The sequence below is a fragment of the Acinetobacter sp. YH12135 genome (assembly GCF_013418565.1).
In the GTDB taxonomy this organism is placed as follows: Bacteria; Pseudomonadota; Gammaproteobacteria; order Pseudomonadales; family Moraxellaceae; genus Acinetobacter; species Acinetobacter towneri.
Genome location: NZ_VPBU01000003.1, coordinates 52,966 through 79,527 on the forward strand (window position 1 = coordinate 52,966; position 26,562 = coordinate 79,527).

25 protein-coding genes and 5 pseudogenes are annotated in these 26,562 nt (G+C 38.5%); 14 read left to right on the top strand and 16 right to left on the bottom strand.

Annotation, left to right across the window (positions count from 1 at the left end; translation table 11 throughout):
• Positions 1 to 218: 218 nt before the first annotated feature.
• Positions 219 to 665: pseudogene (locus FTU70_RS02975) on the bottom strand (IS30-like element ISAba125 family transposase); the annotation flags it as partial.
• Here FTU70_RS02975 and FTU70_RS02980 point away from each other — a divergent pair.
• Entirely contained in the window at positions 622 to 873 is a 252-nt protein-coding gene (locus FTU70_RS02980) for a GNAT family N-acetyltransferase (protein WP_286385493.1), read from the top strand. The pseudogene FTU70_RS02975 and the gene FTU70_RS02980 sit on opposite strands and share 44 nt — an antisense overlap.
• A 12-nt stretch (positions 874 to 885) precedes the next feature.
• Here the strand turns inward: FTU70_RS02980 and FTU70_RS02985 are convergent, their stop codons facing one another.
• Positions 886 to 1,218, bottom strand: coding sequence for a hypothetical protein (locus FTU70_RS02985; RefSeq protein ID WP_168419510.1), 333 nt, complete (start codon positions 1,216 to 1,218; stop codon positions 886 to 888).
• Positions 1,219 to 1,427: 209 nt separating this feature from the next.
• Between FTU70_RS02985 and FTU70_RS02990 the strand changes: the two genes are divergently transcribed.
• Positions 1,428 to 1,901 (top strand): BLUF domain-containing protein, encoded by a 474-nt coding sequence (locus tag FTU70_RS02990; RefSeq protein ID WP_168419509.1) that lies wholly within the window; start codon positions 1,428 to 1,430, stop codon positions 1,899 to 1,901.
• 265 nt (positions 1,902 to 2,166) lie between these two features.
• Positions 2,167 to 4,251: a type ISP restriction/modification enzyme gene (locus FTU70_RS02995; protein WP_257222533.1), complete on the top strand. Its 2,085-nt coding sequence runs from the start codon at positions 2,167 to 2,169 to the stop codon at positions 4,249 to 4,251.
• Positions 4,252 to 4,482: 231 nt separating this feature from the next.
• Here the strand turns inward: FTU70_RS02995 and FTU70_RS03000 are convergent, their stop codons facing one another.
• Positions 4,483 to 5,283 carry a DUF2310 family Zn-ribbon-containing protein gene (locus FTU70_RS03000; protein ID WP_114237944.1) on the bottom strand — a complete coding sequence of 267 codons (801 nt, stop codon included), beginning with the start codon at positions 5,281 to 5,283 and terminating at the stop codon, positions 4,483 to 4,485.
• Between the two features lie 207 nt (positions 5,284 to 5,490).
• Here FTU70_RS03000 and FTU70_RS03005 point away from each other — a divergent pair, with 207 nt between their 5' ends.
• A complete protein-coding gene (locus FTU70_RS03005) occupies positions 5,491 to 6,423 on the top strand; it encodes an IS5-like element IS17 family transposase (protein ID WP_099475569.1) in 933 nt (310 codons plus the stop codon).
• Positions 6,424 to 6,904: 481 nt separating this feature from the next.
• On the opposite strand, the gene FTU70_RS03010 is transcribed toward FTU70_RS03005, so the two are convergent.
• A complete protein-coding gene (locus FTU70_RS03010; protein WP_096902852.1) occupies positions 6,905 to 7,426 on the bottom strand; it encodes a hypothetical protein in 522 nt (173 codons plus the stop codon).
• Between the two features lie 143 nt (positions 7,427 to 7,569).
• Between FTU70_RS03010 and FTU70_RS03015 the strand changes: the two genes are divergently transcribed.
• Together FTU70_RS03015 and FTU70_RS03020 are read left to right on the top strand one after the other, a co-directional pair.
• A complete protein-coding gene (locus FTU70_RS03015; protein WP_026438268.1) occupies positions 7,570 to 7,815 on the top strand; it encodes a type II toxin-antitoxin system RelB/DinJ family antitoxin in 246 nt (81 codons plus the stop codon).
• Positions 7,805 to 8,098: a type II toxin-antitoxin system RelE/ParE family toxin gene (locus FTU70_RS03020; RefSeq protein ID WP_004733298.1), complete on the top strand. Its 294-nt coding sequence runs from the start codon at positions 7,805 to 7,807 to the stop codon at positions 8,096 to 8,098. The genes FTU70_RS03015 and FTU70_RS03020 overlap by 11 nt, the downstream gene beginning before the upstream one ends.
• 65 nt (positions 8,099 to 8,163) lie before the next feature.
• Here FTU70_RS03020 and FTU70_RS03025 read toward each other — a convergent pair whose 3' ends face one another.
• The gene (locus FTU70_RS03025) at positions 8,164 to 8,478 is read right to left on the bottom strand and encodes a hypothetical protein (protein ID WP_005108843.1); all 315 of its coding nucleotides are present in this window, start codon (positions 8,476 to 8,478) and stop codon (positions 8,164 to 8,166) included.
• 106 nt (positions 8,479 to 8,584) lie between these two features.
• Between FTU70_RS03025 and FTU70_RS03030 the strand changes: the two genes are divergently transcribed.
• The 4 genes and pseudogenes from FTU70_RS03030 (at position 8,585) to FTU70_RS03045 (ending at position 10,513) form a co-directional block, all read left to right on the top strand.
• Complete coding sequence (locus FTU70_RS03030; RefSeq protein WP_018680121.1) at positions 8,585 to 9,016, top strand: hypothetical protein; 432 nt, start codon at positions 8,585 to 8,587, stop codon at positions 9,014 to 9,016.
• A complete protein-coding gene (locus FTU70_RS03035) occupies positions 9,006 to 9,332 on the top strand; it encodes a hypothetical protein (RefSeq protein ID WP_005108845.1) in 327 nt (108 codons plus the stop codon). The genes FTU70_RS03030 and FTU70_RS03035 overlap by 11 nt, the downstream gene beginning before the upstream one ends.
• A 528-nt stretch (positions 9,333 to 9,860) precedes the next feature.
• Positions 9,861 to 10,218: pseudogene (locus FTU70_RS03040) on the top strand (type II toxin-antitoxin system RelE/ParE family toxin).
• Positions 10,211 to 10,513: a helix-turn-helix domain-containing protein gene (locus FTU70_RS03045; RefSeq protein ID WP_096902794.1), complete on the top strand. Its 303-nt coding sequence runs from the start codon at positions 10,211 to 10,213 to the stop codon at positions 10,511 to 10,513. The pseudogene FTU70_RS03040 and the gene FTU70_RS03045 overlap by 8 nt, the downstream one beginning before the upstream one ends.
• Before the next feature lie 43 nt (positions 10,514 to 10,556).
• On the opposite strand, the pseudogene FTU70_RS03050 reads toward FTU70_RS03045, so the two are convergent.
• Positions 10,557 to 11,713, bottom strand: a pseudogene (locus FTU70_RS03050) (IS4 family transposase).
• Between the two features lie 207 nt (positions 11,714 to 11,920).
• Here FTU70_RS03050 and FTU70_RS03055 point away from each other — a divergent pair.
• Positions 11,921 to 12,118, top strand: coding sequence for a hypothetical protein (locus FTU70_RS03055; protein ID WP_096902802.1), 198 nt, complete (start codon positions 11,921 to 11,923; stop codon positions 12,116 to 12,118).
• Between the two features lie 116 nt (positions 12,119 to 12,234).
• Here FTU70_RS03055 and FTU70_RS03060 read toward each other — a convergent pair whose 3' ends face one another.
• Together FTU70_RS03060 and FTU70_RS03065 are read right to left on the bottom strand one after the other, a co-directional pair.
• The gene (locus FTU70_RS03060) at positions 12,235 to 12,513 is read right to left on the bottom strand and encodes a helix-turn-helix domain-containing protein (RefSeq protein ID WP_000361155.1); all 279 of its coding nucleotides are present in this window, start codon (positions 12,511 to 12,513) and stop codon (positions 12,235 to 12,237) included.
• Complete coding sequence (locus FTU70_RS03065) at positions 12,506 to 13,810, bottom strand: type II toxin-antitoxin system HipA family toxin (protein ID WP_000816116.1); 1,305 nt, start codon at positions 13,808 to 13,810, stop codon at positions 12,506 to 12,508. The genes FTU70_RS03060 and FTU70_RS03065 overlap by 8 nt, the downstream gene beginning before the upstream one ends.
• Before the next feature lie 216 nt (positions 13,811 to 14,026).
• Here FTU70_RS03065 and xseA point away from each other — a divergent pair, with 216 nt between their 5' ends.
• Positions 14,027 to 15,295: an exodeoxyribonuclease VII large subunit gene (xseA, locus tag FTU70_RS03070; protein ID WP_000004127.1), complete on the top strand. Its 1,269-nt coding sequence runs from the start codon at positions 14,027 to 14,029 to the stop codon at positions 15,293 to 15,295.
• A complete protein-coding gene (gene xseB, locus FTU70_RS03075; protein WP_001058302.1) occupies positions 15,285 to 15,479 on the top strand; it encodes an exodeoxyribonuclease VII small subunit in 195 nt (64 codons plus the stop codon). Before xseA ends, xseB begins: the two co-directional genes overlap by 11 nt.
• Before the next feature lie 253 nt (positions 15,480 to 15,732).
• On the opposite strand, the gene FTU70_RS03080 is transcribed toward xseB, so the two are convergent.
• From FTU70_RS03080 to FTU70_RS03100, 5 genes and pseudogenes are all read right to left on the bottom strand, one after another.
• A complete protein-coding gene (locus FTU70_RS03080) occupies positions 15,733 to 17,031 on the bottom strand; it encodes a Y-family DNA polymerase (protein WP_000100479.1) in 1,299 nt (432 codons plus the stop codon).
• Positions 17,028 to 17,600, bottom strand: coding sequence for a LexA family transcriptional regulator (locus tag FTU70_RS03085; protein WP_000193118.1), 573 nt, complete (start codon positions 17,598 to 17,600; stop codon positions 17,028 to 17,030). Before FTU70_RS03085 ends, FTU70_RS03080 begins: the two co-directional genes overlap by 4 nt.
• A gap of 436 nt (positions 17,601 to 18,036) precedes the next feature.
• A pseudogene (locus FTU70_RS03090) lies at positions 18,037 to 19,370 on the bottom strand (ISNCY family transposase).
• A gap of 341 nt (positions 19,371 to 19,711) precedes the next feature.
• Positions 19,712 to 20,871, bottom strand: a protein-coding gene (locus tag FTU70_RS03095) for an IS3 family transposase (RefSeq protein WP_154320140.1) whose coding sequence is annotated in 2 segments (ribosomal slippage) — positions 19,712 to 20,637 and positions 20,637 to 20,871 — 1,161 coding nt in all. Because the reading frame shifts where the segments join, the coding sequence is not laid out codon by codon here.
• Positions 20,872 to 20,894: 23 nt separating this feature from the next.
• Entirely contained in the window at positions 20,895 to 21,341 is a 447-nt protein-coding gene (locus tag FTU70_RS03100) for a Wadjet anti-phage system protein JetD domain-containing protein (protein WP_228291712.1), read from the bottom strand.
• 31 nt (positions 21,342 to 21,372) lie between these two features.
• Here FTU70_RS03100 and FTU70_RS03105 point away from each other — a divergent pair.
• Positions 21,373 to 21,681 (top strand): annotated as a pseudogene (locus FTU70_RS03105) (transposase); the annotation flags it as partial.
• Between the two features lie 49 nt (positions 21,682 to 21,730).
• On the opposite strand, the gene FTU70_RS03110 reads toward FTU70_RS03105, so the two are convergent.
• The 3 genes from FTU70_RS03110 to FTU70_RS03120 all read right to left on the bottom strand — a co-directional run bounded on the left by FTU70_RS03110 (position 21,731) and on the right by FTU70_RS03120 (position 26,550).
• A complete protein-coding gene (locus tag FTU70_RS03110) occupies positions 21,731 to 22,255 on the bottom strand; it encodes a hypothetical protein (RefSeq protein WP_154320138.1) in 525 nt (174 codons plus the stop codon).
• 494 nt (positions 22,256 to 22,749) lie between these two features.
• Entirely contained in the window at positions 22,750 to 25,989 is a 3,240-nt protein-coding gene (locus tag FTU70_RS03115; protein WP_154320137.1) for a type I restriction endonuclease subunit R, read from the bottom strand.
• A gap of 84 nt (positions 25,990 to 26,073) precedes the next feature.
• The gene (locus tag FTU70_RS03120) at positions 26,074 to 26,550 is read right to left on the bottom strand and encodes a hypothetical protein (protein WP_070153126.1); all 477 of its coding nucleotides are present in this window, start codon (positions 26,548 to 26,550) and stop codon (positions 26,074 to 26,076) included.
• Positions 26,551 to 26,562 lie beyond the last annotated feature (12 nt).

The window sequence follows — 26,562 nt, forward strand, 5'->3', positions numbered from 1 at the left end:
TGATTGTTCAGCAACATTAAATAAAACCGTGGAACATTGATCAAAGAATAGGCGTGGAACGTGAACAATCATAAAAAAAGCCCATTCGAGGGTGAGTGGGCTATAAAACTGAAATCAACACATTGAATTATAACACAATTTAAAAAGTATTGCGTATAAGGTGTATTATGTTAATTTTAGAATATCTTAATATCAGAGAACGTAAATAGAGGGCGAATTCAAACATGAGGTGCGACAGTTTCAAAAGCCTTATGATAATCAACAAGCTGAGCAAACTTCTCTAATGGTGTAAGCCAATCTAACGCTTTTCTAGGACGAGTGTTCAGTGACATGGCAACTTGATTTAAATAATGCTGATCTGCCTGATTTAAATCAATCCCTTTAGGTAAATATTGCCTAATTAAACCATTCATATTTTCGCATGTGCCTTTTTGCCAGGGTGAATGTGGGTCACAGAAATATACATCTATGCCTAAATCTTCTTCGAGTATTTTATGTTCTGACATCTCACGTCCACGGTCATAGGTCAACGTTTTACGCAGTTCTGCAGGTAAATATTTCAGAGCTTCAGTTAAAGCCTTGCGCACTGATTCTGCCTTTGCATCAGGTAATGTTGCCAAGATACAGAGCCGTGTATTTCGTTCAATAAGTGTTGCTATTGCTGAAATTACTTATCAATATCAAGATGATCACACTATTTTAGCAGATCATACTTGGGTCGATTTGACATTACGTGGCCAAGGGGTTGCCCGTCAACTATTAGATATTTTGGTCGCCTTTGCACGTGAAAAGCAGCTAAAAATTGTGCCTGTTTGCTCTTATGTTGAGACGGTTTTTGAAACGGATACACAATATGCCGATGTCGTGGCTTAAAAACATTATTTTTTAATCAGTATTGTTGAGCTGACCTGTTTTTCTACATACATTTTTTTTTAAGTAGATCAAAAGGTAAGGTATGACATACATCCCAATCAGCATGCTGAATAAGAAAAATTTCATCATCACCCAATCATTCAGTGCAATACATAAACCACTGATAAGCGCAATACAAAACCAGTGGAAAAAAAATAAGCTCACCCACTGCTTTAAACTTAGCCCTAATACAAATGAGGAAATTAGTATATTTATTTCTTCATTCAGACCTAGACGGTGAAAGCCAATCAGCATGCACAAATAAGCGATTAATAAAAATGATGTGGTAAGCACATCTTTGAGCATGACTTTCTCCAAAAACTAAACCAAAACCGCACTTTAAATTGAATGTATGTTAAAAGATGCTACACCTACACCATAGTGGTAAAAGTAGGGTTGAATTGTCAGCCATAAATTACAATTGATTAAAAAATAATCAAAACTATAAAATAATGAGTGATTATTTGAGTCTTTTATCTTAATTTTGTGACCAGTTTACATTTATTGAGTGTGATATGTTAATCAGGTTGTGTTATGCGAGTACCCGAATAGAATATCAAAATGATTTGCTCCAAGACTTCAGTGATATTTTGACAACAGCTCGCCAATTTAATGCTGCACAACACATTTATGGGGTACTTTATTATGCTGAAGGTCATTTTTTTCAGTGTTTAGAAGGTGAACAACAGCAGGTCGAGAAATTATTTGAGCGTATTCAACAAGACCCGCGCCATCGTGATGTATTTCGCTTCCCTGACCAAATACTTGAGCATATCCTTTTTTCAGAATGGTCTATGAAATATGTGCATAAACATAGTCAAATTTCGAGTTTATTTAAAAAGCTCGGCTTTGATGTTTTTCTACCACATCGTTTGGACGAAAAGACGGTGCAGCAATTTTTAGCATTACTTTTGGATTTAGAACAAACCATCTTGCCTGAAAAATCTCAACGGGGTTATAAAAATAGAGGTTATTCAAACTTTTTCTAAATTTAGTTTGTAGAGCACCATTGGTATTTGACCGCTTTATACTGGAATCCGTTTAAATAAAAAAAAGCCAATCTATAGTATGAAGATTGGCTTTTTTATCATGCAATAAAGTCAAGATGGGATTGTTTATACCCCTGTTGAAGTCGTAGATTTTATTATTCATAGTGTAAATGACGTACTCAAAAGCGAATTTGGTAAAACCTTTGCGGATGATAACGTCCATGTACTTGATCCATTTACGGGCACAGGTACATTCATCAACCGTTTGCTTCAATCAGGTTTAATTCCTGCGGATCGTTTGACCTACAAATACAAAAATGAAATCCACGCCAATGAGATCGTTTTATTGGCGTATTACATTGCCTCAATCAACATTGAAACCGTATATCACGATCAGATGAAAACAGTTAATCCCGATCTTGAATATGCACCATTTGAAGGTATTTGTTTAACTGACACCTTTGAAATGTACGAAAAAGAGGATTTAGTCAGCAAAGTTTTAATTGATAACAGCGCAAGACGTAAACGCCAAAAGAACCTTGATATTCGGGTAATTATTGGAAATCCACCGTATTCAGCAGGGCAAGAATCAGCAAATGATAATAATGCCAATGTTGCTTATCCGCATTTAGATGAACGCATTAGAACAACCTATGCCGTAAACTCAAAAGCTACTTCAACAAAAAATTTAATGGATTCATACATTCGTGCAATTCGTTGGGCGAGTGATCGTATCAAAGACTGTGGTGTGATTGGCTTCGCGACGAATGCGGGATATATTGATTCAAACTCTGCTGATGGTCTACGCAAATGTTTGGCTGATGAATTTAGCTCATTGTATTTTTTCCATTTGCGAGGAAATCAACGAACATCAGGAGAACGATCACGACAAGAAGGTGGCAAAATCTTTGGTGGCGGTAGTCGTGCGCCAATTGTGATTGCAGTATTGGTCAAAAATCCAGATGCTAAACAAAATGGTCAAATCTATTTCCATGACATCGGTGACTACCTAAGTCGTGAAGAAAAATTAGAGAAAATTTCTGATCTAGTCAGTATCGATGCTATTACCGCAATTGATGGTTGGACGACAATTACACCTGATGCTCATAACGATTGGTTAAATCAGCGTGACGACAGTTTTGGTGAGTTTATTTGTATTGGTAATAAGAAAGAAAAAAATAGTCTCGTACTATTTTCTAATTATTCATTAGGTGTAGGAACTAATCGTGATGCTTGGGTGTATCAAGGAAATAAGAAAAAATTAATTTCAAACATTAAAAAAACGATTAAATTTTACAATATAAATTTAATTGAAAGTGAGCAACCAAAAATTGATGTTACTCAAATTGGTTGGTCAAGTAGTCTTGTTTCAAGATTTGAAGGAAAAAGAAAATTAGAATTTGATCCAGTAAATATTAGACAGTCTATATATCGACCTTTTCAAAAACAAAACTTATATTTTGGCGGAGGATTAACACACCGTGTTGGTCAGATGCCCCAAATCTTTCCTACAGCAGAAGCAGAAAATTTAACAATTTGCTTAACACTATCAGGTACAAAAGGTTTTTCTGTATTAATCAGCGATCTAGTTCCTGATTTACATTTAATTGGTGATGCTCAATGTTTCCCACTTTACCTTTATGAAGAAACATCAACAGAAAATAAGGCTGATGACCTATTTAGCCATGCTGAAACCAACACAGCAGATGGAAAATATACTCGTAAAGATGCAATTAGTGATGCAGGTTTAAAGCATTTCCAAGATGCTTACCCGACTGAAATAATTAGCAAGGAAGATATTTTCTATTATGTGTATGGCTTATTACATAGTGAAGACTATCGTACTCGTTATGCAGACAACTTGACTAAAGAGTTACCACGTATCCCATGCGTGAAAAAAGCCGAAGATTTCTGGGAGTTCTCAAAAGCGGGTCGTGACTTGGCTCATTGGCATTTGAACTATGAAACGGTAGAGCCGTATAAAGCTAAATTGGATTTAGGCGGTAAATCATTAAAGCAATTAGAAGATAAAGACTTCTATGTGACCAAAATGAAATTCCCTAAAAAAGACCAAAAGGATACGGTGATTTATAACAATGCCATTACTATCCGTGAAATACCGTTAGAGGCTTATGACTACGTGGTGAATGGTAAGTCTGCACTTGAATGGGTTATGGAGCGTCAAGGCGTTTCTACGCACAAAGACAGTGGCATTGTGAATGATGCGAATGATTGGGCGATTGAAACGATGGGTGATGCTAAATATCCATTGAATTTGTTTTTACGTGTGATAACGGTAAGTTTAGAAACAATGAATATTGTGAGAAGTTTACCGAAGTTGGATATTTAAGCAAAAAAGCCCTTTCTATTTGAAAGGTAAGCGTCTGATCTGACGTTCTGAAATATGAAGTAGCTGAGCAGCTTGGGATTGAGTTATGCGTTGATCACAGATTTCCTGCAAGACCGACACTCTCCGAAAATATCGAGACGATTCACGGTTGGTTACAGATAGTTTGGGTGTTATTTTTATCTCTATGCTTGATAGGCTTTATGAGCTTACCACAAATAATTTTTCATTCGGTCAGTCCTCGCTTTCATCCGACCAATTTTGACTCAACTCACTCACCAAACGACTCTCATCGCATTTAAAATCAATATAGTGATAGGTATTGGCAGGCAATAGCCAATCCTGCCCTGTCAGTGGACATTTTTGTTCCATATCTTCTGCCTGTGTCCAATCACGGTAATTCATTAGAAAATAATAGGTGGGTACACCTGTGCTTTGTTCAATGATACGGCACAATTCTCGACCTATTTTGCTATGCTCAGAATTGGGATTTTGCATTTGCTCTAAGGCAAAGGCTTCACTTACTGGTTGAGAACCAAGCCACAAACGATATAACGCTTCAGCCTGACGATACCATGACCACACATTATCATAACAAGGGTGATCAGGTTGGGTATATGGGATTTTATATAGAGGAATGCCTTGTAAGGTTACTCCATCTAGTAAAGGCGAACTCCAGCCCCAACGCAACATGTAAAATTCAGATTGCGTTGGTACGGCATAACGGGGAAGAGGATAGTCATGGTCTTCTCCGATATACAAGGTTTGAATGGGTTTACCTGCTAACTGTTCGATTTTATTGTGCATTTCTTGGGCATAGCTGTTCATATTTTTACGGTCAAGGGCATCCATTTCAGGACACACCACAGTCACGCGAGTAATATCATTTTGGCTAACAGCTAAATGATGGTTACGGGGTAATATTTGTCCGTTGCCTTCTAAATTTCCTAAATAACAAAATACATCATGGTCGTGGCTATCATCATCTTCAGCGATACCTGTATATTGGGGTATGATAATATCAAAGGCGTGCATTTTTATATCTCATGCTTAATTTATATTAAATATATTTGGGGATGTTGCTGTTGAAATTGGTTAAAGTGCTGTCTTGTAGTGTCAATTTAACCTATACCGTCAATGCCGTACACTCTAAATATTAATAATACTTAAACTACTTGATATTATAACGGCTTTGTTGCACAAACCTATCTGTAAAGGCTTTTTCAGCGATATAATTTTCAAATGAAGAAGCCTACACACAAAATCTACCGCACAACCAATTGGCCCGCATATAACCGAGCACTCATGAGTCGCGGAAATATTGCCATTTGGTTTGATCCTGCTACGCAATGGTATGCTCCATCAAAAGGCAAACAAGGGCGAAATCAAACCTACTCCGACGCAGCTATCCAATGCTGCTTAATGATTAAATCTCTATTCCGTTTGTCTTTACGTATGGTCACTGGCTTTGTGCAAAGTCTGATTAAACTTTGCGGATTAAATTGGACCGCACCAGATTACAGTACGCTTTGTAGAAGACAAAAGCATATTGATATTGCAATCAGCTACCAAAAAAGTAGCGATGGGCTGCATCTACTCGTAGACTCTACAGGCATGAAGTTTCTAGGTGAGGGCGAATGGAAACGCAAGAAACATGGAGCTGAATATCGTCGCCAATGGCGTAAACTACATATTGGTATAGATGCCAAAACCCTACAAATACGCGCTATTCAGCTCACAACCAATAATGTCAGTGATTCACAGGTGCTTGGTGATTTACTTAATCAGATTCCACAAGATGAGCAGATTGACTCTGTTTATACCGATGGAGCTTATGACACCAAGCAATGCCGTCAGGTCATTGCAGATCGGCAAGCGCATGCGGTGATTCCACCTAGAAAAAATGCGAAACCATGGAAAGATACAAAGAGTAGCTCGCTAGAGCGAAATGAATTACTTCGAACAGTTAAACATTTAGGCAGGACATTATGGAAAAAATGGTCAGGCTATCATCGCCGCAGTTTGGTGGAAACCAAGATGCATTGCATCAAATTATTAGGCGATAAATTAATGGCAAGAAGCTTTCCTAGTCAGGTGAATGAGATCCATGCACGTGTAGCAGTCCTTAACAGATTTACGGAATTAGGTCGCCCACTTACCCAAGTTACGCCTTAAATTTGGATCAATTAGGGGCGCTTTGCATTTCAAATCTTTGTGCAACAAAGCCAGTCAAGATTATTCGTAATTAACCGTCACTTTCAGGGCTTTTTCAACTGAAGCATGTTTAAGCACATCATAAGCTTTTACAAATTCTGAAAATTAAAATGCTGCGTTGCTAATTTTTCTAAAGGCGATTTACCTGAACAGCAGTTTTTAAAAGTATGTCTGTCGTATATTGGCATTCACCAAACCCGTGGTGATGGTCAGTTTTTTAATCCAGAGTTTGTTTAACTCAAAATTCATCGACTTATTTGTATTGGTTTTATAATGATTTGACCATATTTCTTAGTAATGGTGATGAAAGACATCCAGCAGCCGACCTGGTGCAATTGTTATACTCGCTGTAAGTTATCTTTCTAAAGTAACAGATCAAGATGACAAATTCATGAGCAGTATTATGAATTTATAATTAGTATAAAAAGCTTTGTTCTTTTAATTATTCCCGCTTTCTACTAGGATCAATTGTCATTAAGTAAAAAAGGCCTGTATTCATATCTCTAACAGTGAAATGCCATCCTTTATTCTCTATTAATTCTTCTTTAATATAATTTTCGCCCTTCAGCCAAAGCCATTTATAGCTTTGAACATAATCAGAAAATCCTTCATAAATTTCATAATGTTCTATTTCTGACTGCTGACCAAATAGATTTTCAACAACAATTTTTGAGCCAAATACTTCACATTTATAGATCAGCCTAGAGTACATAAATATCTTAAACATTCCGACCATTGGTGAAATAAAGATAAAAAATACTACAAGCACCAACATAGCTAAATTATCTATAGTTTGTTTGTTTAAGCCCCAAATAATATTTTTATCGAATCCGTAGATGTATAAACCCAAAAGAACACTGCCTATGCTGAGTAAAAAATAGATACAAATCGCAATTATCACTTGATAACGATTTTCTTTAATTTTATAAAAGTTATACTCAAATATATCTTCACTTTTTGCCATTTTCTATTCTGATCCATATGCCCTTTAAGGGTTGTTCAATCTAAGGTTCTTAAATCAATTTAACATAATGGCTGTTATACGAACTATCTCTGTAATGCATATTGCATTACAATATTCTCATGCATTCAATAAATGGGAAAATGATGGCTACTGTTAATTTCAGGGTCGATGAAGCCCTTAAAGAAAAGTCTTATTCCATCCTAAAAGAACAAGGAATTGCACCTACTGAGTTCTTTACTAATATTCTTGAATATATTGCTACGACTGGAAAGCTTCCAGTACAAAAAGCTTTACTCTCAGAAGAGGATACCGAGCTATTAGCGATTGTTCGTAAACGTGTTAATGATCCTAAAGAGATGTTCGAGGAAGTCACATTAGATGACTTATAAGCTTTTACGTCATAAGGACTTCACTGCAGAATGGGAAAAGCTTCCTAGTGCTATACGAGATCAATTCAAGAAAAAATTAGCTAAGGTAATAGAGCAACCACATATTCCAAAGAATATGCTTAAAGGTGATCTTGCAGGCTGCTATAAAATAAAATTATTAAAAGCTGGTGTCCGACTTGTTTACCAGGTCAAAGATGATCAGGTAGTTATTTTGCTAATTACCGTTGGAAAACGAGCTGATAGCATTGTTTATGATGAAGCAAAAAAGCGGATAAAAGACTAAAAATGGGAGCTGCATGCCCCCATTTTTGGCTTCGTATAACGTGCATTATGTTAATTTTAGGAGATCTATACAATTCTGTACTTTTTCACAATCATAGAAAAAGCAAATAAAATACTTATCCAAAATAAATAATCAATAAAAAAATTGAGAAAAACAAATTGATCCATGCCGATGAAAATAAATAAAGGGTTGATACTTATACTTCCGACTGGAGAGGTTTCACCATCTATAAGGAACTGTAGAGGAAATCCCCCAGCTATGACTTCAACTTCTCCAAGCTTATCTACAACTATGCGGTCAACTAATATATTTTTTTGATAAAGCAAAGATACGTAGGTCAAAATAATTGCTAAGAAATTAAAATATAAAAATTTTTTCATAATTTTATCTCATATATCTATTAATTTTAACAATTTTTAATCAGAGCCTTTTGGAATAATTTGCTTTAATTTCTCTATTATTATTTTATCAAAAAATTCCTTTAATATGAAAAAATTAGAATTTATTTTATTAAGTTTACTTGCAGCCTGTAGTCCAGTTACAGAAAAAATTGAATCAAATATAGTTGTTCCACGTATTCAATATACGGGGGGAGCAGATAATGCAAGTTATAGTGAGGCTAAGCTTATTAGGGAAGGTAAATGCCTATACCTAGAACATGCTGATGGATCTAAAGTTCTGCCAATTTTTGCTACAAAAACTCTAGATTGGGATATGGAAACTAAGAGCCTAAAAGTAGATTCGGATACTTATTTTTTAGGTGATAAAGCAGCATATGGAGGCGGAGAATCCTATCCTCTAGAAAAAAATAATTATTCTTGGATAACTGAAGTAGATCCTAGCTGTGATACCTCAAAAGTTATAGTTATTAGTCGACTCATAAGACCAATTGAACAGAACTACCAAAATGAAGAATAGCCTATTTTACTGTCTTGCATTAGTTTTAATTATAGGATGCCAACCATTAGAAAAGAATGGATATATTTCTATTAAAAATTGGACCAATGCCCCAATCACAGATCTTAAAATAACTTATATCAGTGCTCAAAAAACTTATAGCTTAGGTACTCTTTATCCTTATTCGGAATATAAATACGCCATCAACTATGAGCAGCATAATGAGGATTCAATAATCTTTTCATATGTAGATAAAAGTCATAAAAAGATTAATCAAGAAGTAGCTACATATGCAGCCAAATATGATAGGAGAATTTATGAAATAATTATTCAATAGAATATAAATTTATATAGAAATTACAATTACTAATTGAACGAAAGAGCTTCTATTTGAAGTTTCAAAAACTGGAGTTTTCCACCAATCTAACCTCCATTTAACATAATGGTGGTTATACGCAATACACTTGTATATTAATATAAATATCAGATACTTAATAAAACCAGAAAAATCTAAAAATGCACCTACAATCTATAAGGCTTTCAACCTGAAAAAAATCCACAATTTATGGGGATAACTCTGGGGCTATTTTTAAGCCATTTTTGTACGCTTTGACGTACAGTAATTTAAGGAATCTGCTTCTAGCTGATCAAAGCTTTATTTCTTATGATGTAGTCAAGGAAAGCAGGAAGCTCCAAACAACAAGAATAAGAAAGATCAGCACAAGGATGGTTAGGTACGACAGAAGTTATACCTTGCAACCAAACACGAAAAACCCCGACAGGATGTCGGGGTTTTTTATTACCATTTGAAAACTGACTAAGTTCACTATAAAATATAGACTATAATCTATATTTTGGTTGTGATATGTGGACAGTCATCACAACAGATCTGTTTAATGAGTGGCTTGAGCAGCAAGATGAATCAACACAAGAGAAAGTCCTCGCAGCTTTGGTCGTTCTACAGCAGCAGGGACCTAGCTTAGGTCGCCCTTTAGTGGATACCGTGTATGACTCTAAATTTACCAATATGAAAGAGCTACGCGTTCAGCATAGAGGTAAACCACTTAGAGCCTTTTTTGCATTTGATCCATTACGACAGGCCATTGTGCTTTGCATCGGTGATAAAGGCGGTAAAAAGCGTTTCTATAAAAGAGATGCTGGACATTGCAGAACAGCAATACGAACTTCATCTCTCAACCCTAGGAGAACAATCTAATGGCTAAAACCTTACAGGAATTATTGGTTAGTCGCTCTCCAGAGAGCCAAGCACGTATTAAAAAAATGGCTGATGAGCTACTGTTAGAGACTCAGCTCCATCTTATTCGAGAAGAGTTAGAGATTTCCCAAAAAGAACTTGCTGAAACTTTGGGAATAAAACAGCCATCACTTTCAGCAATTGAAAATCGTGGTAATGATTTAAAGATTTCAACCATGAAAAAGTATGTTGAGGCAATGGGTGGTAAGCTCCGTATTGATGTGGAGCTTCCAACAGGAAAACATATAGGATTTAATGTGTAACGATAAAAAAGGTAGCTATAAGCCACTGCTGTCCCACAATTTTTCACAAGAGGAAGCTTAAATAAGCTTCCTCTTGTTTAATGGGGATTTTATCGGGTGAGAATAAAGCTTTTAACGTTTTTCTTTCAAACAAATTCACTTGAATGATTCTGAGTAAGCGCTGCACTGTCCAGCCTTCTTTCCCCAGATGTTGAGCGAAACTCACCAGCAAATAGGCGATTAACGCGATCCAAATTTGAGTTTGTATGGCATTACGGCTTCGGCCTAGAAATGACTTTAATTTTAAATTCTGTTTAAGTGCTTTAAAGAACAGCTCCACTTTCCAACGGTCTTTATAAATTGCAGCAATCGTTAATGCTGCCAGATGAAAGTTATTACTCAGAAACTCAAACGTCCTGTTCTTATCGGTATCATAAAATTCTATACGTCTTAATAATTTGGGAGCACCTCTTTTCTTTGCATAAGCACTACTTAATTCAATCCATTCATCCGCAATAATACCTTTAGATGCTAATACGCTGCGGCTAGATTTCACTTGATAAACTGTCTTTGGGCGCAATCGGGTGACAAAACTGACCTTTTGATGAGTCAATTGGGCAAACCATTGATAATCAATATATCCTTTGTCAAATACGACAATACTGCCAGCAGGAAATTTGAATGCTCTGCCTTGTACCATATCATTTTCAATGCCATCCCCAAGCGCCACAAATTCAGGAATGGTATTGCTGTAATTTAAGCCAACGCTAAGTTTCATGCTGGCTTTGGATTCATGCACTTTGGCCCATTCACATAAGGAAAATGACAGATCAATATGGCTGGCATCCAGGGAATATAAGGGATTCTTAAAGCGGAATTTATGAGCTACTTTTGAGTGTTCATAAGATTTAAGCAAGGTGTAAAATAGCTGTTCATACAAGGCTGCAGGCTGTTCCTGATTGATTCGAGCCAGTGTACTGCGAGGGTGATAGACTTTGCTCCGAGAGCATTCAGCTTTTCTTGTTGACACTCTAGATTAGATTGAATATCCCGCAGACTTTGTCTGCAGGAAAGTTGAGACATCAGTATGGCAATGAACTGATCCCATCTTGAAGCGGCTCTAAATTTCTGACCGACATGATGTATTTGAACAAGACGTTCAAAATCTTGTCGGAGTATGGGTTTAATCAATTGATGAAATACGGTATTCTGATATGACAAAACCTGAGTCCTTGGTCGTTAAAGTGTTGGTTCGCACTTATATTTTAACGATTCAGACTCAGGTTTTTTTATTTAAATCAAACTATGGGACAGCAGTGAGCTATAAGCTCCCTTTTTTGTGTTAGAAACCATTTAAAGTGTCTGTATTCTCACCATTAAAAATGTCTGGTTTATGATGATCTAAATAACTTCTCAGGATATGACTCTATGAACGACACTGAAAATCAAAAAAAACTCCCATTCTCAGAGGATGAATTACTCGAAAATATAGATGAATATAAAGCACATGCAGATGAAATTACTGTGCTTACAGAAACCGAATTCGATTATTCATATTTCAAACACTCTACTCCATTTTTTCAAAAACAAATTAATTACTGTAGAGACAAAACCCTTGCTACATAAGGTTTTGGAGTCGTTTGTCTAAAAATAATCATAAAACAACCTAGAGCCTGTTTATTTCCTCTTTGTATCCTTAAACGGATAAGATTTTAGAAAAACCGATGGCTCAGAATTAAAAATCATTTAACTTTTATTTGTAATTGTAAACCGAAAGTATCGAGTAATTTCTGCATGGATTTCAAAGTAGGATTGCTCCCTGGTTGCTCCATTTTTTGCAGTGTCTGTGGCGCAATCTTAGTAATTTTAGCCATATCATTCAGTGTTAAATGTAGCTCTGTTCGAATAAATCGAGCAACTTGATAAAAAGACCAGTCTGGATGATTATTGATGGTTTCAAGCACAGATAGTCTTTTTTCCATTTGTTGAATAGGGGTCAATGGTTTAAAACGTTTATCCATGGCTGATCTCCTCCAACTGCTGGCAAATATTGATTATTCGATATTGGCTATTTTCCAGAATTTCATCCGCTACTTGAAGAGCCTGCATCTTTTCTAACAATCCCCGATAAATTGGTAACTGTTCAATTAATAAAGTTTTAATTTCTTGTGGACCAATCGAAGTGCTTTCAGCTATCTGCTCAATCACAGAACTCAAAAGTGGCATACCACCATGATCATCTCTTTCCCAACGAGTAGTACGTGCAATACCATCAGGATGTAACCACATTGGCGCAAAATCAAATAATGGTGTGAGCTGAATTTTACCATTATTGAAGCGTTGGATTGCTGTATTGCGAGTATGGTTATCTTTATTGCCTAAGGCAACATTTGCGAGATCACGCTTCAAATACTCAAATACTTCCTGCTTTGGTTCGGTACAAGCCTCCATAAGCAGGGTACATATTTGATTATGGGTCATTCTAACCCCAAAGCCCGCCTTCCCACCTAGAGATGCAAGGCTTTCCTGAGCAATTCTTTCAACTTTGCCATTAATTACTTTGCGATCAAATCTTGGAATAAACAAAGTCTTGCCATGTAGCTCAAGATCCCGGTGTACACGTAGTTGCAAGTACTGAGCGACTTTCATATACAAAGCTTCGTTCATCAGGATTTTATTCAAATTTTGATCACTGCCGCGGCTAAATTTAACCAACCAATGCTGCTTAACTTGATCATCTGGAAGAGTATGATCTAGATAGAAAAGATCATCATAACCTTGTGTTAACAACAATTTTGGCCACTCACCCTGAATACCAGATGAACCAGCAATAAAAAGTCCATAAGATGCGAGCGATTCAATAAACTTCTCTTTACGTTCAATAATTTGGCTTAGGCTAAATCCCTGATTCTGCAGCTTTGGGAAATGACTTTGTAACCACTCATGAGCCTCTTTGACTCGCAGATTCCCAATTGGATTTCCTGCGCCTGCTTTTAAAAGCGCCCAGTCCGCTTGTTCCTGAACATTCTCAGAAAAATCAAGCTGTATTAGTAATTCTTTGCGGCCGTATCCTTGAGGTAATAGATCCATAAGAAATGCTGGCCAAGTTGATTCCAATCTATTTTGAACGTTCACTGGTAAGTCATAAGCAAGCGCATGACCATCTCTTAGATCCATATATGAAATAGCATATTCGAACAAATATGATGTACGTGTAGCTGCCTGCCATCCAGCATTTTGATCATCCGTAACCTCAACCAAAGCACAGTCATGCCATTCATAGTCTTGGTAGATTTGCAGTGTACAGTATTGCTTCATAATTTTATTAAAATAGTAAAATATAATGATTTTATTGATTATATATCTATTTTAATATAAAAGTATAATTAAACTAAAAATCTCAATGATCACTCTAGGTGTCTAAGAAGAACTTATACATTTCTCAAAATTGCAATAAACTCATCTGATTTGCAGTAGAATTGATCAATATTAGGTTAAATCTCACCTCCTTATATTTTAGCTATCCTTTACATCATGTCAGAACGTCAACAACTCAGCCTTAGTGAATACCTTGCCACTGTACAGGAAGTCATCCATCTGACTTTTGATGGGGCAGTGTGGGTCAAGGCTGAGATCCGTAATTTAAGTATTAAAGGCGGTCACTATTATCTTGAGTTGGCTGAGAAAGATGAAGAAAGCCATAAGGTGATCGCTAGTTGTAAAGGCACCATTTGGAAATTTACGGCACAAAAAATAGTTCTAAAGTTTGAACGAGAAAGTGGTATTGAACTGTCGAAAGACCTGAATGTACTGATCAAGGTCAAAGCTAGATTTGATCCGCAATATGGCTTCTCGGTCAATATCGAAGATATCGACTCTAGCTTTACTCTAGGAGACATCGCCAAACGCTATCAGCAGATTCTGCTGCGACTGACTGAGGAAGGCCTGCTCAATAACAATAAACAGTTGCCGGTACCCTTTGATATTCAGAATGTCTTGGTCATTGCACCGGAAAATGCTGCAGGGTTAGGTGACTTTAAAAAAGATGCGGATGCCCTGGCTCAGGCTGGTGTCTGCCATTTCGTTTATCATTCAGCAACTTTTCAGGGTAATACTGCTTCTGCCAGCATCATTCAGGTTTTGGGCCGTGCCTTAAGACAGTGGGCTCAAGATTACTTGATAGCACCAGACCTTATTGTGATTATCCGTGGTGGTGGAGCCGTGAATGACCTAGCTTACCTGAATGATTATGATCTGGCCGCACTGCTGTGTAAAAGAACTGTGCCTATCTGGGTCGGTATTGGCCACGAGAAAGACCACACTATTTTGGATGAAATTGCACACCGTTCCTTTGATACTCCGAGTAAAGTGATCGCAGGGATCCGTAACCTGATTGTGGAGCGAGTCAATGAAGTTAGTACTGCTTTGCAGACCATCAAGCTACTGTCACAGCACCAGTTGATCACCTACCAGAGCCAGAGTGATCAGTATCTGAAAACTATCAAAACTCTGACACAGAACCAGATCAATGAAGCCCAACGTAGAGTTGATATGCTGAAGAGTGATACTAAGTATCTTGCTCAACAACAGATTAAACTAGCTTCACAGCAGGTAGAGTCATTGATGAGGGAAACCTTGCTACAGAATCCACGTAATGTGATGGCCAAGGGCTATGCAATTGTCCGTAGCCAAGGCAAAGCCATCCGTTCCATACAGCAGATTACTGACCAGCAATTACAGATTGAACTTAAGGATGGCACCATTGATGCCACCGTGACACAGGTAAACGCACATGAACAATGAAGAACTAAGTTTCAAGAAAGGTTATGAAATTCTCAAGAAAAATGCCGAATTTCTTGAATCTCAGGAAGAACCGGATATTGATAACCTTATGGCGATCGTTGAAGAGTCCATGACTGCCTATAAAGCCTGCAAATTACGTATTGATGCTGTGCAACAGGCGTTGAATGACACCTTTAAAGAATAAAAATTCTAGGTCGAGAAAAGTCTAGAATGTTCTAGAAATAAAGGACATGAGATGGTGAAAACTGACAGTTAACCCAATAAATTTGCTTGAGCAGAGTTTTATTACTAACCACCTTTTCCTCGAGAGGTGTTACATGGATCCCAAACAACATACTTACGTTGTTAAATGGTTGACTGAGGATCAAGCCTGTGTCGGCTTATGTGTCGAGTTCTTCATTAAGCTGACTTAAACCAAATAGGTGAGGCTAATTAATTTAATGGCTGATCTTTAATAATCCCTGCCAGCTGAAATAGTTTTGGGTCAAATGGGTACGATTCATGGACCACTTTCGTTGTGGCAAGTAGCAGCTGCCAACAGCTAATTTAGTTTTCCCATATCTCGCCTGTACCGCTTCTAAAGTCTGCATGAGGCTTTCATTACTTTCACGCTGGCTGTGGTCCGTCAGCAGGTCAGGAGTAAAGCGCTGCTTAGCAATTAAATCCGTCAGAATTACACCACACTTTTTATATTTCACGTCAGATTTATAAATGTGTTCCAGCAGTTGCATAGCTGTTTTAATCAGATCCAAAACACAATCCGTCGGTTCAGGAAACTCAAAAGCCAACGATTTACTGTAATAGGGAACCTTTGAATCAAAAGGATTCGATTGCACAAAAGCAATGACACATCCACATAAGGAAGCGTCTGCTCGTAAACGTATGACCGCATCCTGTACATACTTGCCCATAGCCTCTTTGAGATCATCTTGCTCGGTAACTTTTTCACCAAATGAACGACTTGCTATGATTTGCTGTTTGGGGGGAGGGGCATCATCTAACTGCATACAAGAAACACCTTGCAGCTCCAATACTGTTCTTTGCATTACCACAGAAAAAAGGCTCGCCATGCGATGAGAATCTTGCATCACTAAATCCAGTACCGAATAGATTCCCATGGCATTTAGTTTTTTAACTAACTTACGACCAACGCCCCAAACTTCACCGACCTCAATGTCTGAATAAAGCATTTCCTGATCTAGGAAATCCATATTGAGTAAGTTACACACACCCTTGAAACCCTGTCTTTTTTTGGCAAGATGGTTGGCCATTTTGGCTTCAGTTTTACTACGCCCGATACCAATCGAGACGGGCAAGCCAATCCAATCCAACAATCGTTGTTTCATGTGATGCGCATACTGAGTTAAGTCAAAATTTTGTGCATAACTGGTCAGGTCTAAAAAACACTCATCAATTGAATAGATTTCCTGTTCAGGTGGCGCAACAAAACTAGCCAAAATTGAATGAAAACGCTTGGACATTTCAGCATATAAAGCATAGTTACTGGATAACACCACGACCTGATGTTGCTGAACAATATCTTGTATTTGAAAGAGAGGAACGCCCATTTTGATGCCCAGCGCTTTGGCTTCATTACTTCTTGCCACAGCACAGCCATCGTTATTGCTGAGAACAATGACAGGTTTGTTGTTTAGACTGGGATTAAATACCCGCTCACAACTGACATAACAGTTGTTAATATCAATCAGGGCATAAATCCGCTCGTAACTGCTCATCTGAACTTCTTGATCACACTGGTAACCACACCCCAAATCAGCATGGTTTGATTATCTTTCAAATAGATATCAGCAAAATCAGGATTAGCCGCCTGCAACCAGCATTGATTACCCTCAATCATTAAACGTTTAATCGTAAAATCATTGTCTATCAATGCCAGAACAATATCCCCATGCTTGGCTTCAATACTACGGTCAACGATTAGCTTGTCATTCAGATCAATCCCTGCATCACGCATGGATAAGGATTCCACTTCAACGATAAAGGTTGCCTGTTGGTTTTGAATAAGAAACTCGTTTAGATCAAGGGTCTTATCGATATAGTCCTGAGCAGGGGAAGGGAAGCCTGCAGCAACTTTTTGCAAAGCAACAGGAATCTCATAATGTGTTTTTGTCTCAAGCAATGTAATAGAGGAAATATCGTTAAACTTTGGAGTGTCATTTTTTTTCAGGTATTTCTTGATTTCCAATACACGAGACTCTGGCACCCGAATGACCTTGGTCGGTTCGTTATAGACAAAAGGACGGCCAGAACCTTTGCGTGCACCACCATGCTTATTTTGCGTCATTTTTATTATCAATCTTGATTATGTAACATAATTAAGATTATAGAAAACTCAGAATATAAAAACAAGATTGTCCGTTCTTTAATAAAGTATTATCCCAAATCTTGGGATTGCCATGATATTAGCAAAGCCACAAGATCAGTCAGACGACACAATAAAGATTGTCTAATCCTTGATCGTAGAGACTTTATATTTGAAGCAACAGAAGACCTAAAGGGCTTTACTGGTATCCATTGATTGTTCAGCAACATTAAATAAAACCGTGGAACATTGATTAAAGAATAGGCGTGGAACGTGAAAAATCATAAAAAAAGCCCACTCGAGGGTGAGTGGGCTGTAAACTAGGTGTTAGCATACTGAATTATAACACAATTTAAAAAGCTGTTGTTATTCACCAATTAAAATGTCTATGCGATAAACCATTTAAAATGTCCTGTTTTTAACTGCAAGAGTCAAGAACAGGATTTAAATTTCTTTGTTCATTGCTAGCTTTCTGAGCTTTACGACTCGGCATACTTTTCTTGGCACGGGAACGTTTATTCTGTTTTTCCAACTCTTCATGCTGTTGTTGGATATGGGCCAGAACTGCGCCTAACCGTTTATTCTCAACCACTTCATTCTGCTGCAGTCCAGTCAGTTTATTGAAGATACTGTAGTTGATCTTCCGTCCTTCATACATGATCGCAACAGTGCCATCCGGGTACTCCAGAAATGAAATGTATTGTCCAACTAATTTCTGGTTCAATTCAGTCGGTTCAAGCATATAAATACATTTGTCATACGTCAGGGTTAGATTCTTGGTGACCTTACGTGGTTCCTGCCAGGTAAAAATATCATCCAGTTCAAGATCAGATTCGGTTAATGGTCGATGTAAATTCTTTGAGTTACGCGCACACTTGGCGAACTTCTGATTGAACTGCTCAATGAAGCAGGGTAGCCAAGCATTGGCTTCAGCAATCGAACTGATGCCTTCCAGACGCATCTCTTTGATCAGACGATCCTGAAGTGTCCTGTTAGCACGTTCCACACGTCCTTTGGCCTGTGGTGAGTTGGCAAAAATAATATCGATGTTTAACTCATTCAGAATCCGCCCAAATTGCGTGATCTTGCTGACTTGGCTCGATTTCTGATTCACTCGGAATACTGAGTGTTTATCGCTATAAAAGGCCAAAGGCTTGCCATATTGCTTAATGTAGGCTCTCGTGGAAAGCATATAGTCGAAGGTCGTTTCAGCCTCACAAAAGCGCAGATGCAACAGCTTTCCAGTGGCGTCATCGATATAAACCAGCAAACAGCATTTGGCGGATCGTCCTTCAAACCAGTCATGATAGGAGCCATCAATCTGGATCAGTTCACCGAAGCAATCACGGTTATATCTAGGCTGATATGGACGTTTCAGACGCTTGGATCGCGGAATCCAGAGCTCATTGGCAGTCATCCAGCGACGAACTGTTTCCACAGGAATATTCAGCTCAAACATGCTGCTGAGCTTCTCATGCGCCAAGGTGGGCCCAAAGCCCAGCAGATGTTCAGAAATAATGGAAAGGCACTTTGCTTTTAACAAGTCATCATGGCGACGATGGCCAGGTTGACCACGACTGGCATGAGCCAGACCTGAAACACCATCTTGATTGAGCTTCTGCAATAACCGGGTAATTTGACGGGGGAAAGATTCAGGATTTCAGCAGCACGGACTTGGGTAATACGATGATCTCGAACGTCTTGCAGAACCGCAAGACGTTGAATTTCTTTGTCAGACATAGTGATCAGCATCTATATTTCATATCCAGTCCATGATGGTTAAATCATCATAAACTAGACATTTTTATTGGTGAGAATACAGACACTTTAAATGGGTTCTAACATCTGTATTTCGTATAACATTGATTATGTTAAATAGAATAGAATTTGAACGATAAAAAATTAACAGTCATACATTATCATTAACAAATAATAGGGGACATTTTTTATGGGTGATAAATTGAAAGAAATACCAGCACTTACTGGGTGTTTTATTGCGGGTACTCTAGTGCGTGTACAGAGGGATCTAAATTTACCACGGAGAATTTGGAAAAAAATCGAAGATATACAGGTAGGTGATCTAGTTTTTGATCCTAGACAGTATCGTGGACAACAAATCCCTCTAAATTCTTGAAATATTTCTGTTCAAAGGCTTCTGGGCTTAAACAGCCGTTTGCAGAATGTCTTCTGATTCGATTGTAATAAATCTCAATATAGTCAAACAAGACAGCATTCGCTTCTTTTCGAGTGGCAAATACACTGCCATGGACCACATGAACTTTCAATGTATGAAAGAAGCTTTCGGTCACTGCATTATCCCAGCAGTTTCCCCTGCGTGACATACTTTGAACGCAGTTATTCGTCAATAATAGCGCCCTAAAATCACGACTACAGTACTGTGAGCCTTGGTCCGAATGTACCATGACACCCATTGGATACCCCTGACGAGCCATTGCATAATGAAACGCATCACATACCAATTGACGGTCTATTCGATAGCTGGTTTGCCAACCGACAATACGACGGCTGAATAGATCCAGCATCACACATAAATACAGCCAACCTTGCTTAGTACGGATATAGGTAATATCTGTTGTCCAGATCTTATTGGGTTCATTGACCGTAAATTGACGATCTAACAAGTTAGGTGCTGTAGGCAAACGATGGTTTGAATCAGTCGTATGCTTGTATTTACGTGCAATCCTGCTACGTAAACCAAGCTTTTTAAGCATTCTTCCAACGGTTCGTTCGCTCATGCTGTAACCTAAATCATGCATGTCATGTACCAATGAAGGTGCACCCAATCGTGCATGATGCTGCCAATATACGGCTTTTAAATCATTATATTTCTGCGCTAGATTGGTCTGGCGCTTTCGCCAGGCATAATAGCCTGAAGTGCTGACACCCAGGCATTTACAGACAGAAGATACAGTGACTTCATTCACATCCAGATCTTGAATTACCGTGTACTTTTCTTGGCATGATCTGTCAGAAAGTACACATGCGCTTTTTTTAAGATGTCATTGACTTCCCTAAGCTGTTTGACTTCTTTCTCTAATTCCAATATCCGCTGTTGTTCTGGTGAAAGTTGACGTTTGCTTGAACCCACTGGATTGGCTTCACGAATCCATTTGTCTAAAGTTGAATAACCCACACCTAATTTCTGGGCGATTGCAGCTGTAGGCTCGTGTGAGTTTGAAAGTGCATAATCAATTGCTTGCTGTTTAAATTTGGGATTAAAACGTTTGGCCATTTCTTGGATCTCCAAAGTTAACGTTACGTTATCTTTAGAGGGAAGTACTGTCCATTATTTTGGCTAGGATCAACATGATGAAATAGCTCTCTTAAAATCAAAGGTTCAGCTTGATCAAATGCAATATCCCTAGTCTGAACGATCTGCTTCAAGAATTTATTCACATTGTTGTCGATATGAGTGACTGTGATCTCCTGCCAGATACTAGGCACAATCAGGGCTAAAGGACGTATTTTATAAAAATGAGAGGCAATATTAATCCCATACGGATCAAGATCACCATAAAATGCCAACAAGCAGTTATCCGATACTTGTTCTAATAATTTAACTACTGTTTTAATGTTGGCCCCATGCCCACGATAGACAAACAGGCTCGACTGCCACTCAAGAGGCAACTGCATATACCAATCAAATACCCTATTCATCATGGCACCATTTTCAATAATAATGATGCGCTGTATCGATTGTATGTCATCCCTGGATGAATTTGGTCAAAAGTGAGACGATAAATATCCTCAAATCAGTAAATCATGGCTTGCCAACTGGTCGAATCTCAACACGTTCTTTGCCTATCCAATGGACATTCGCAAGGCGATTTATACCACCAATGCAATTGAATCCTTGAACAGTGTCATTCGCCATGCCACCAAGAAAAGAAAAATCTTCCCAACCGATGAATCTGTGAAAAAAGTGGTATATTTAGCGATTATGGCAGCAAGCAAAAAATGGACGATGCCCATTCAGAATTGGAAAGCTGCCATGAATCGTTTTAGTATCATGTTTGATGAACGTGTAACCAAGTATTTTTAAAACCACATTTACACAGAATTATTTACACCCTCATTAAATAGTGTAATTATCAGTAGATACCAAATTTACAATCTTCAATGGCTTGCATTTTTTTAGTAGTTGACTCAGCCAACGTTTTACGTTGCTCTTGAATTGCAGGGTCACGAGTAAAAATAGGTAGTTCTTTAACTTTAGTCCGATATTCTGTTTCAATTTCATGACACACTTTAATATTTTCTATTGTTTTATTGACAAAATTTTCATCTACTTTTTTGTACTGATTTTTAGAAATACGTAATGTTTGACCATCATCAGATAAATGTAAGGGCATAGCAGCTAAACCATTATTAACCGCTAAAGTATCATCTTTTTTTTCCAATACGAGAGAACTTCCCTCTTTACCATTCACCACATTACTACGAGCAACCACATTTTCTTTAAGAATATAACTATCTTTACCCTCTTTAAAAATTTGCATAATGCGCTTTCCTTGCACATTTTCTAATTGCCAGTAGCCAACCATTTTGTCATGTTTATTACCACAAGCTGATAAAAAAACCGTCGACATTGATAATAAGATTACTAACTTTTTCATAAGTAAACCTCTGAAAATAATAAAGATTCTTCTAAGCACAACTTTTTATAACTATCACTAGTCGTTTTTAGGTTAAACTGAAATATATCAAAAAATAAATAAAATACATACATTTATTTTTAATTGAATTATTTCAAGTGGAAACTACACCCCAAATTTGCTAAATAGGTTTTCCAGCGTTTCAGTTATACAATGTTTTATGAGATCTGGACTAAATTCAACAGCATCATGAAAAGTTAGAACAACAAAATATCCGAAACTATTCCCAAAAGATGTCAAACAGGAAGCCCATTTGAAACTTTACTTAATGGAAAACGAATTTGGGCTGATAAGAATTTAGCCCAAATTTAACCTGACAGGCACAATAAAAAACGGGGAACTGTCAGATCAGTTTTGAGCTAGTATAAGTGAAGGGTTGTCCTTGTTAGCAGCAGTGTAAAAATGCCCCCTTGGTTATGGTTAATATAGCGGTCTTTTTGAACACTATCTGTACCCTATTCTTTTGAACTGGAAAGCTCTTCAGCCAACTGCTCAGCCTGTTCCAATACAGTTTCTGTAGCCAATAAAGCCATATCAGGTGGATAGCCATACTTCTTCAGCAATCTCTTCACGATGACTCTTAACTTTGCTCTAGCAGCTTCCTTGATCGTCCAATCCAAAGTCACATTCTTACGAATAGAATCAGTGAGTACGACTGCAAGTTCTCTCAATATGTCTTTCTGCATCAATTCTCGAGCACTGTCATTGTCTGCTACTGCTGAGTAGAACGCATATTCGTATTCAGTCAGGTTGAGTTCTTCAGCCAGTTTGTCTGACTCCTGAATTGTCTTAGCTAACTTGATCAGTTCATCAATGACTTCTGCTGCAGTAAGTACCTTGTTCTGATAACCCTTAATTGCTGAAATCAACATATCCATGAGCTTCTTACCTTGGGTGACACTGCGTTGCTCTCGTACCTTAATCTCATCACCAAGTAACTTCTTAAGTGTTTCAAGCGCAATGTTCTTATGCTTATAGTCTTTCATCTCCTGCATAAACTCATCAGAGAGAATCGAGATATCTGGTTTCTGAATCCCTGCAGCATCGAAGATATCTACCACTTGCTCTGTGACTAGAGCTTGGTCAATGGTTTGCTTTACCTTGGCTTCAAGCTCAGCATTACTTAAGCCAGAAATCTTGCCTGTACCATCACTAAACTTAGCAAGACGTGCTTTGACTGCTTGGAAGAATGCCACCACTGGTGCAGCTTCCATAGCATGTGGATGAGGTACAGCTAATGCGAATGCCTGTGACATCGCTGTGACTGCTGTCAGGAAGCGAGTCTTCCCTTCTCCTTGATCTACACCAAGGATATGCTCTTCCGCTTCTAAAATGATGTTGAGCTTACGAGAAGTATCTGCAGTGAAGTACTCTTGGTAGTTGAAGCCATGCAAAATGCCATCAAGCACTTCTAGCTTTTCTTGCAGGATCGTTGCAGCTTCATCCTGCACCAATGCAGGATCACCTTTACCACCTGCTTCTGAGTAAAACGATAAGGCTTCTTTCAAGTCAGATGCGATACCAAGATAGTCCACAACCAAGCCACCAGCCTTGTCTTTGTAGACACGGTTGACTCGTGCAATCGCTTGCATGAGGTTGTGACCTTTCATTGGTTTGTCGATGTAAAGGGTGTGCATACTTGGGGCATCGAAACCAGTCAGCCACATATCACGAACAATAACGAGTTTGAGCTTATCATCATTGTCTTTCATACGATCTGCTAAGCGTTGGCGCTGTTGCTTGGTAGTGTGATGTTTAGCAATCACCTCACCATCTGAAGCTGAGGCAGTCATCACAACTTTGATTACACCATCATTCAGATCATCACTGTGCCACTCTGGTTTGATCTTTACAATCTCGTTGTAAAGGTCTACAGCGATCCTGCGAGACATGCTGACGATCATGCCTTTGCCTTGGTTTGCATTGGCTTTAAGACGCTGCTCAAAGTGTTCTACGATGTCCTTTGCAATGGCTTTGATACGTTCTTTACTGCCGATCAAACCTTCGACTCTTGCCCACTTCGCACGTTCTTTTTGAGTTTGGTTTAAGTCATCTTCAGTAAACTGGTCATCAAAGTCTTCAATCAGCTCTTTGCCTTCCTCACTGATGGCAATCTTAGCTAGGCGGCTTTCATAGAAGATACGAACAGTTGCACCATCCTCCACTGCTTGCGAGATGTCATAGATATCTACATAGTTCCCGAAGACTGCAGGTGTGTTTACATCCGTCTTCTCAATTGGTGTTCCTGTGAAACCAAGGTAAGTAGCATTAGGAAGTGCATCACGCATGTACTTGGCAAAACCATAGACAGTACGTTTACCGACAACCTTGCCATCTTCATCTTTGACATCGACTTCCTTGGCATTAAAGCCATACTGAGAACGATGTGCTTCATCTGCAATCACGACAATGTTGGTTCGGTCTGACAGTTGCTCGTAGACGCTAGTGCCATCATCCGGTTGGAACTTTTGGATGGTGGTGAAGATCACGCCACCTGAACCCACCTTGAGTAACTCTTTGAGTTCTTCTCGGCTGTCTGCTTGTCGTGGTGTTTGTCTAAGGAGTTGGCTTGATGCAGCGAATGTACCAAAGAGCTGATCATCTAGATCATTACGATCTGTGATCACAACGACTGTTGGATTATCCAAAGCCAAGACAATCTTGCCTGTGTAGAAAACCATAGACAAAGACTTACCTGAGCCTTGGGTATGCCATACCACACCGGCTTTCTTGTCACCGACTGCTTGTTGCTGTACCAATTCGAGCTTACTTCTACCTTGATGTTGCATGGCAACTTCTGCTGATTTCGAGTCCGAGTTCACTGCAGACGCACGAATAGTCGAGAGGACTGCTGCATTCACTGCATAGTACTGATGATATGCAGCCATCTTCTTGATGGTCTTAATGGTGATTAAGCCATTGGTATCCTCGTGCTTCGTTGATTCATAGACAATGAAGTGTCGAATCATGTCGAGTAGTGTGACTGGATTCAGTAAACCATGAATCAGGACTTCTAGCTGTGCTTGTGTCTTCTTGGCTTTGGTTTGACCATTGTTTGTCTTCCACGCCATGTAGCGACTGTAGTCTGCTGAGACAGTACCTGCTTTCGCCTCTAAACCATCAGAGATGACGTTGAAAGCATTGTAGGTAAACAAGCTAGGGATTTGGCTTTGATAGGTCTGTATTTGCTTGTATGCGCCTTCTACAGTGGCATTCTCGTCTGTTGCATTCTTGAGTTCAATGACCACCAAGGGTAAGCCATTCACATACAAGATAATGTCTGGTCGTCTTGTCCAGCGATCTTCTTTGATGGTTACTTGATTGACGACAAGGAATTCGTTATTGGTTGGATTCTCAAAGTCAATCAACCAAGCATACTCACCTTGAGTGTTACCCTCTTTGCTCACCTCAATGTTAATGCCCTCAGTGAGCAGTCGGTGGAATGCTTGGTTATTACTGAGTAGATCAGGGGATTGAATATTGGTGACTTGCTTTAGTGCTTCAGTACATTTGTCTTGGCTTAAATGAGGATTTAAGCGTTGTAATGCATCAAGCACTTTGTCTTCCAAGATGACCTGCTTATAGCTTCGTAGAGGGTTAGTGCCCTTCGATTCAATCTCAGGTCCATACACATAGGTATAGCCCAATCCCTCTAGTTGCTCTATCGCCATCAGCTCAATGTCTGATTCGGTCATCTTAGTCACTTGATTATTTCCCCCTAAACTTATCCATATAACCTGGACTCATTAATTTTTTATATGATGTAAAGCTAAGAAACCTTATTCATCGTCCTGCACGTTATAGCCATACTTCTGCACAGCATTCTCAATAGCGCCCTCAAACTTATGGCAAACATATAGATAGAGTTCAGCATCTACCATCAGTACTCCAGGAACACCTAAACCATCATTGAGTGGAATCAGAGTCTTTTGTGAACCAATCTGAACTGTTGGTCGTTGGTATGAGCAATTCACAGTGACTTTATGTGGCGATCTATTCCAGTCAATTTTCTTGGCTTCCCACTCACGACTACCGCCCAGCAAGGTGACTTGAATCTTGGATTCAGTCGCTGTCTTATTCAGTTGTTTGTAAGAGACAAACTTGGCGACTGAACAAGGAGAGTGATAACAGGTTTCTATGACTTTACCTTTTTGTATGCCGCTATGATTGAATTTAGCCGGTGCTGCTTGAACGGTTGCAGCAAAGCTAACTACAGCAATCAAGCCAAATCCCATTTGAATCATGCGCTTTATCATTCTGTTTTTCCT

What these genes read in the sequence shown, in the direction of transcription:
- FTU70_RS03085 (WP_000193118.1), bottom strand. Translation starts at nt 17,600, where the DNA reads ATGACGCAAAATAAGCATGGTGGTGCACGCAAAGGTTCTGGCCGTCCT.
- xseB (WP_001058302.1), top strand. Translation starts at nt 15,285, where the DNA reads ATGAACAATGAAGAACTAAGTTTCAAGAAAGGTTATGAAATTCTCAAG.
- FTU70_RS03000 (WP_114237944.1), bottom strand. Translation starts at nt 5,283, where the DNA reads ATGCACGCCTTTGATATTATCATACCCCAATATACAGGTATCGCTGAA.
- FTU70_RS03030 (WP_018680121.1), top strand. Translation starts at nt 8,585, where the DNA reads ATGAAAAAATTAGAATTTATTTTATTAAGTTTACTTGCAGCCTGTAGT.
- FTU70_RS02985 (WP_168419510.1), bottom strand. Translation starts at nt 1,218, where the DNA reads ATGCTCAAAGATGTGCTTACCACATCATTTTTATTAATCGCTTATTTG.
- FTU70_RS03010 (WP_096902852.1), bottom strand. Translation starts at nt 7,426, where the DNA reads ATGGCAAAAAGTGAAGATATATTTGAGTATAACTTTTATAAAATTAAA.
- FTU70_RS02990 (WP_168419509.1), top strand. Translation starts at nt 1,428, where the DNA reads ATGTTAATCAGGTTGTGTTATGCGAGTACCCGAATAGAATATCAAAAT.
- FTU70_RS03065 (WP_000816116.1), bottom strand. Translation starts at nt 13,810, where the DNA reads ATGAAGCAATACTGTACACTGCAAATCTACCAAGACTATGAATGGCAT.
- FTU70_RS03060 (WP_000361155.1), bottom strand. Translation starts at nt 12,513, where the DNA reads ATGGATAAACGTTTTAAACCATTGACCCCTATTCAACAAATGGAAAAA.
- FTU70_RS03115 (WP_154320137.1), bottom strand. Translation starts at nt 25,989, where the DNA reads ATGACCGAATCAGACATTGAGCTGATGGCGATAGAGCAACTAGAGGGA.
- FTU70_RS03020 (WP_004733298.1), top strand. Translation starts at nt 7,805, where the DNA reads ATGACTTATAAGCTTTTACGTCATAAGGACTTCACTGCAGAATGGGAA.
- FTU70_RS03035 (WP_005108845.1), top strand. Translation starts at nt 9,006, where the DNA reads ATGAAGAATAGCCTATTTTACTGTCTTGCATTAGTTTTAATTATAGGA.
- FTU70_RS03045 (WP_096902794.1), top strand. Translation starts at nt 10,211, where the DNA reads ATGGCTAAAACCTTACAGGAATTATTGGTTAGTCGCTCTCCAGAGAGC.
- FTU70_RS03120 (WP_070153126.1), bottom strand. Translation starts at nt 26,550, where the DNA reads ATGATAAAGCGCATGATTCAAATGGGATTTGGCTTGATTGCTGTAGTT.
- FTU70_RS03005 (WP_099475569.1), top strand. Translation starts at nt 5,491, where the DNA reads ATGAAGAAGCCTACACACAAAATCTACCGCACAACCAATTGGCCCGCA.
- FTU70_RS03015 (WP_026438268.1), top strand. Translation starts at nt 7,570, where the DNA reads ATGGCTACTGTTAATTTCAGGGTCGATGAAGCCCTTAAAGAAAAGTCT.
- FTU70_RS03110 (WP_154320138.1), bottom strand. Translation starts at nt 22,255, where the DNA reads ATGAAAAAGTTAGTAATCTTATTATCAATGTCGACGGTTTTTTTATCA.
- FTU70_RS03055 (WP_096902802.1), top strand. Translation starts at nt 11,921, where the DNA reads ATGAACGACACTGAAAATCAAAAAAAACTCCCATTCTCAGAGGATGAA.
- xseA (WP_000004127.1), top strand. Translation starts at nt 14,027, where the DNA reads ATGTCAGAACGTCAACAACTCAGCCTTAGTGAATACCTTGCCACTGTA.
- FTU70_RS03025 (WP_005108843.1), bottom strand. Translation starts at nt 8,478, where the DNA reads ATGAAAAAATTTTTATATTTTAATTTCTTAGCAATTATTTTGACCTAC.
- FTU70_RS03080 (WP_000100479.1), bottom strand. Translation starts at nt 17,031, where the DNA reads ATGAGCAGTTACGAGCGGATTTATGCCCTGATTGATATTAACAACTGT.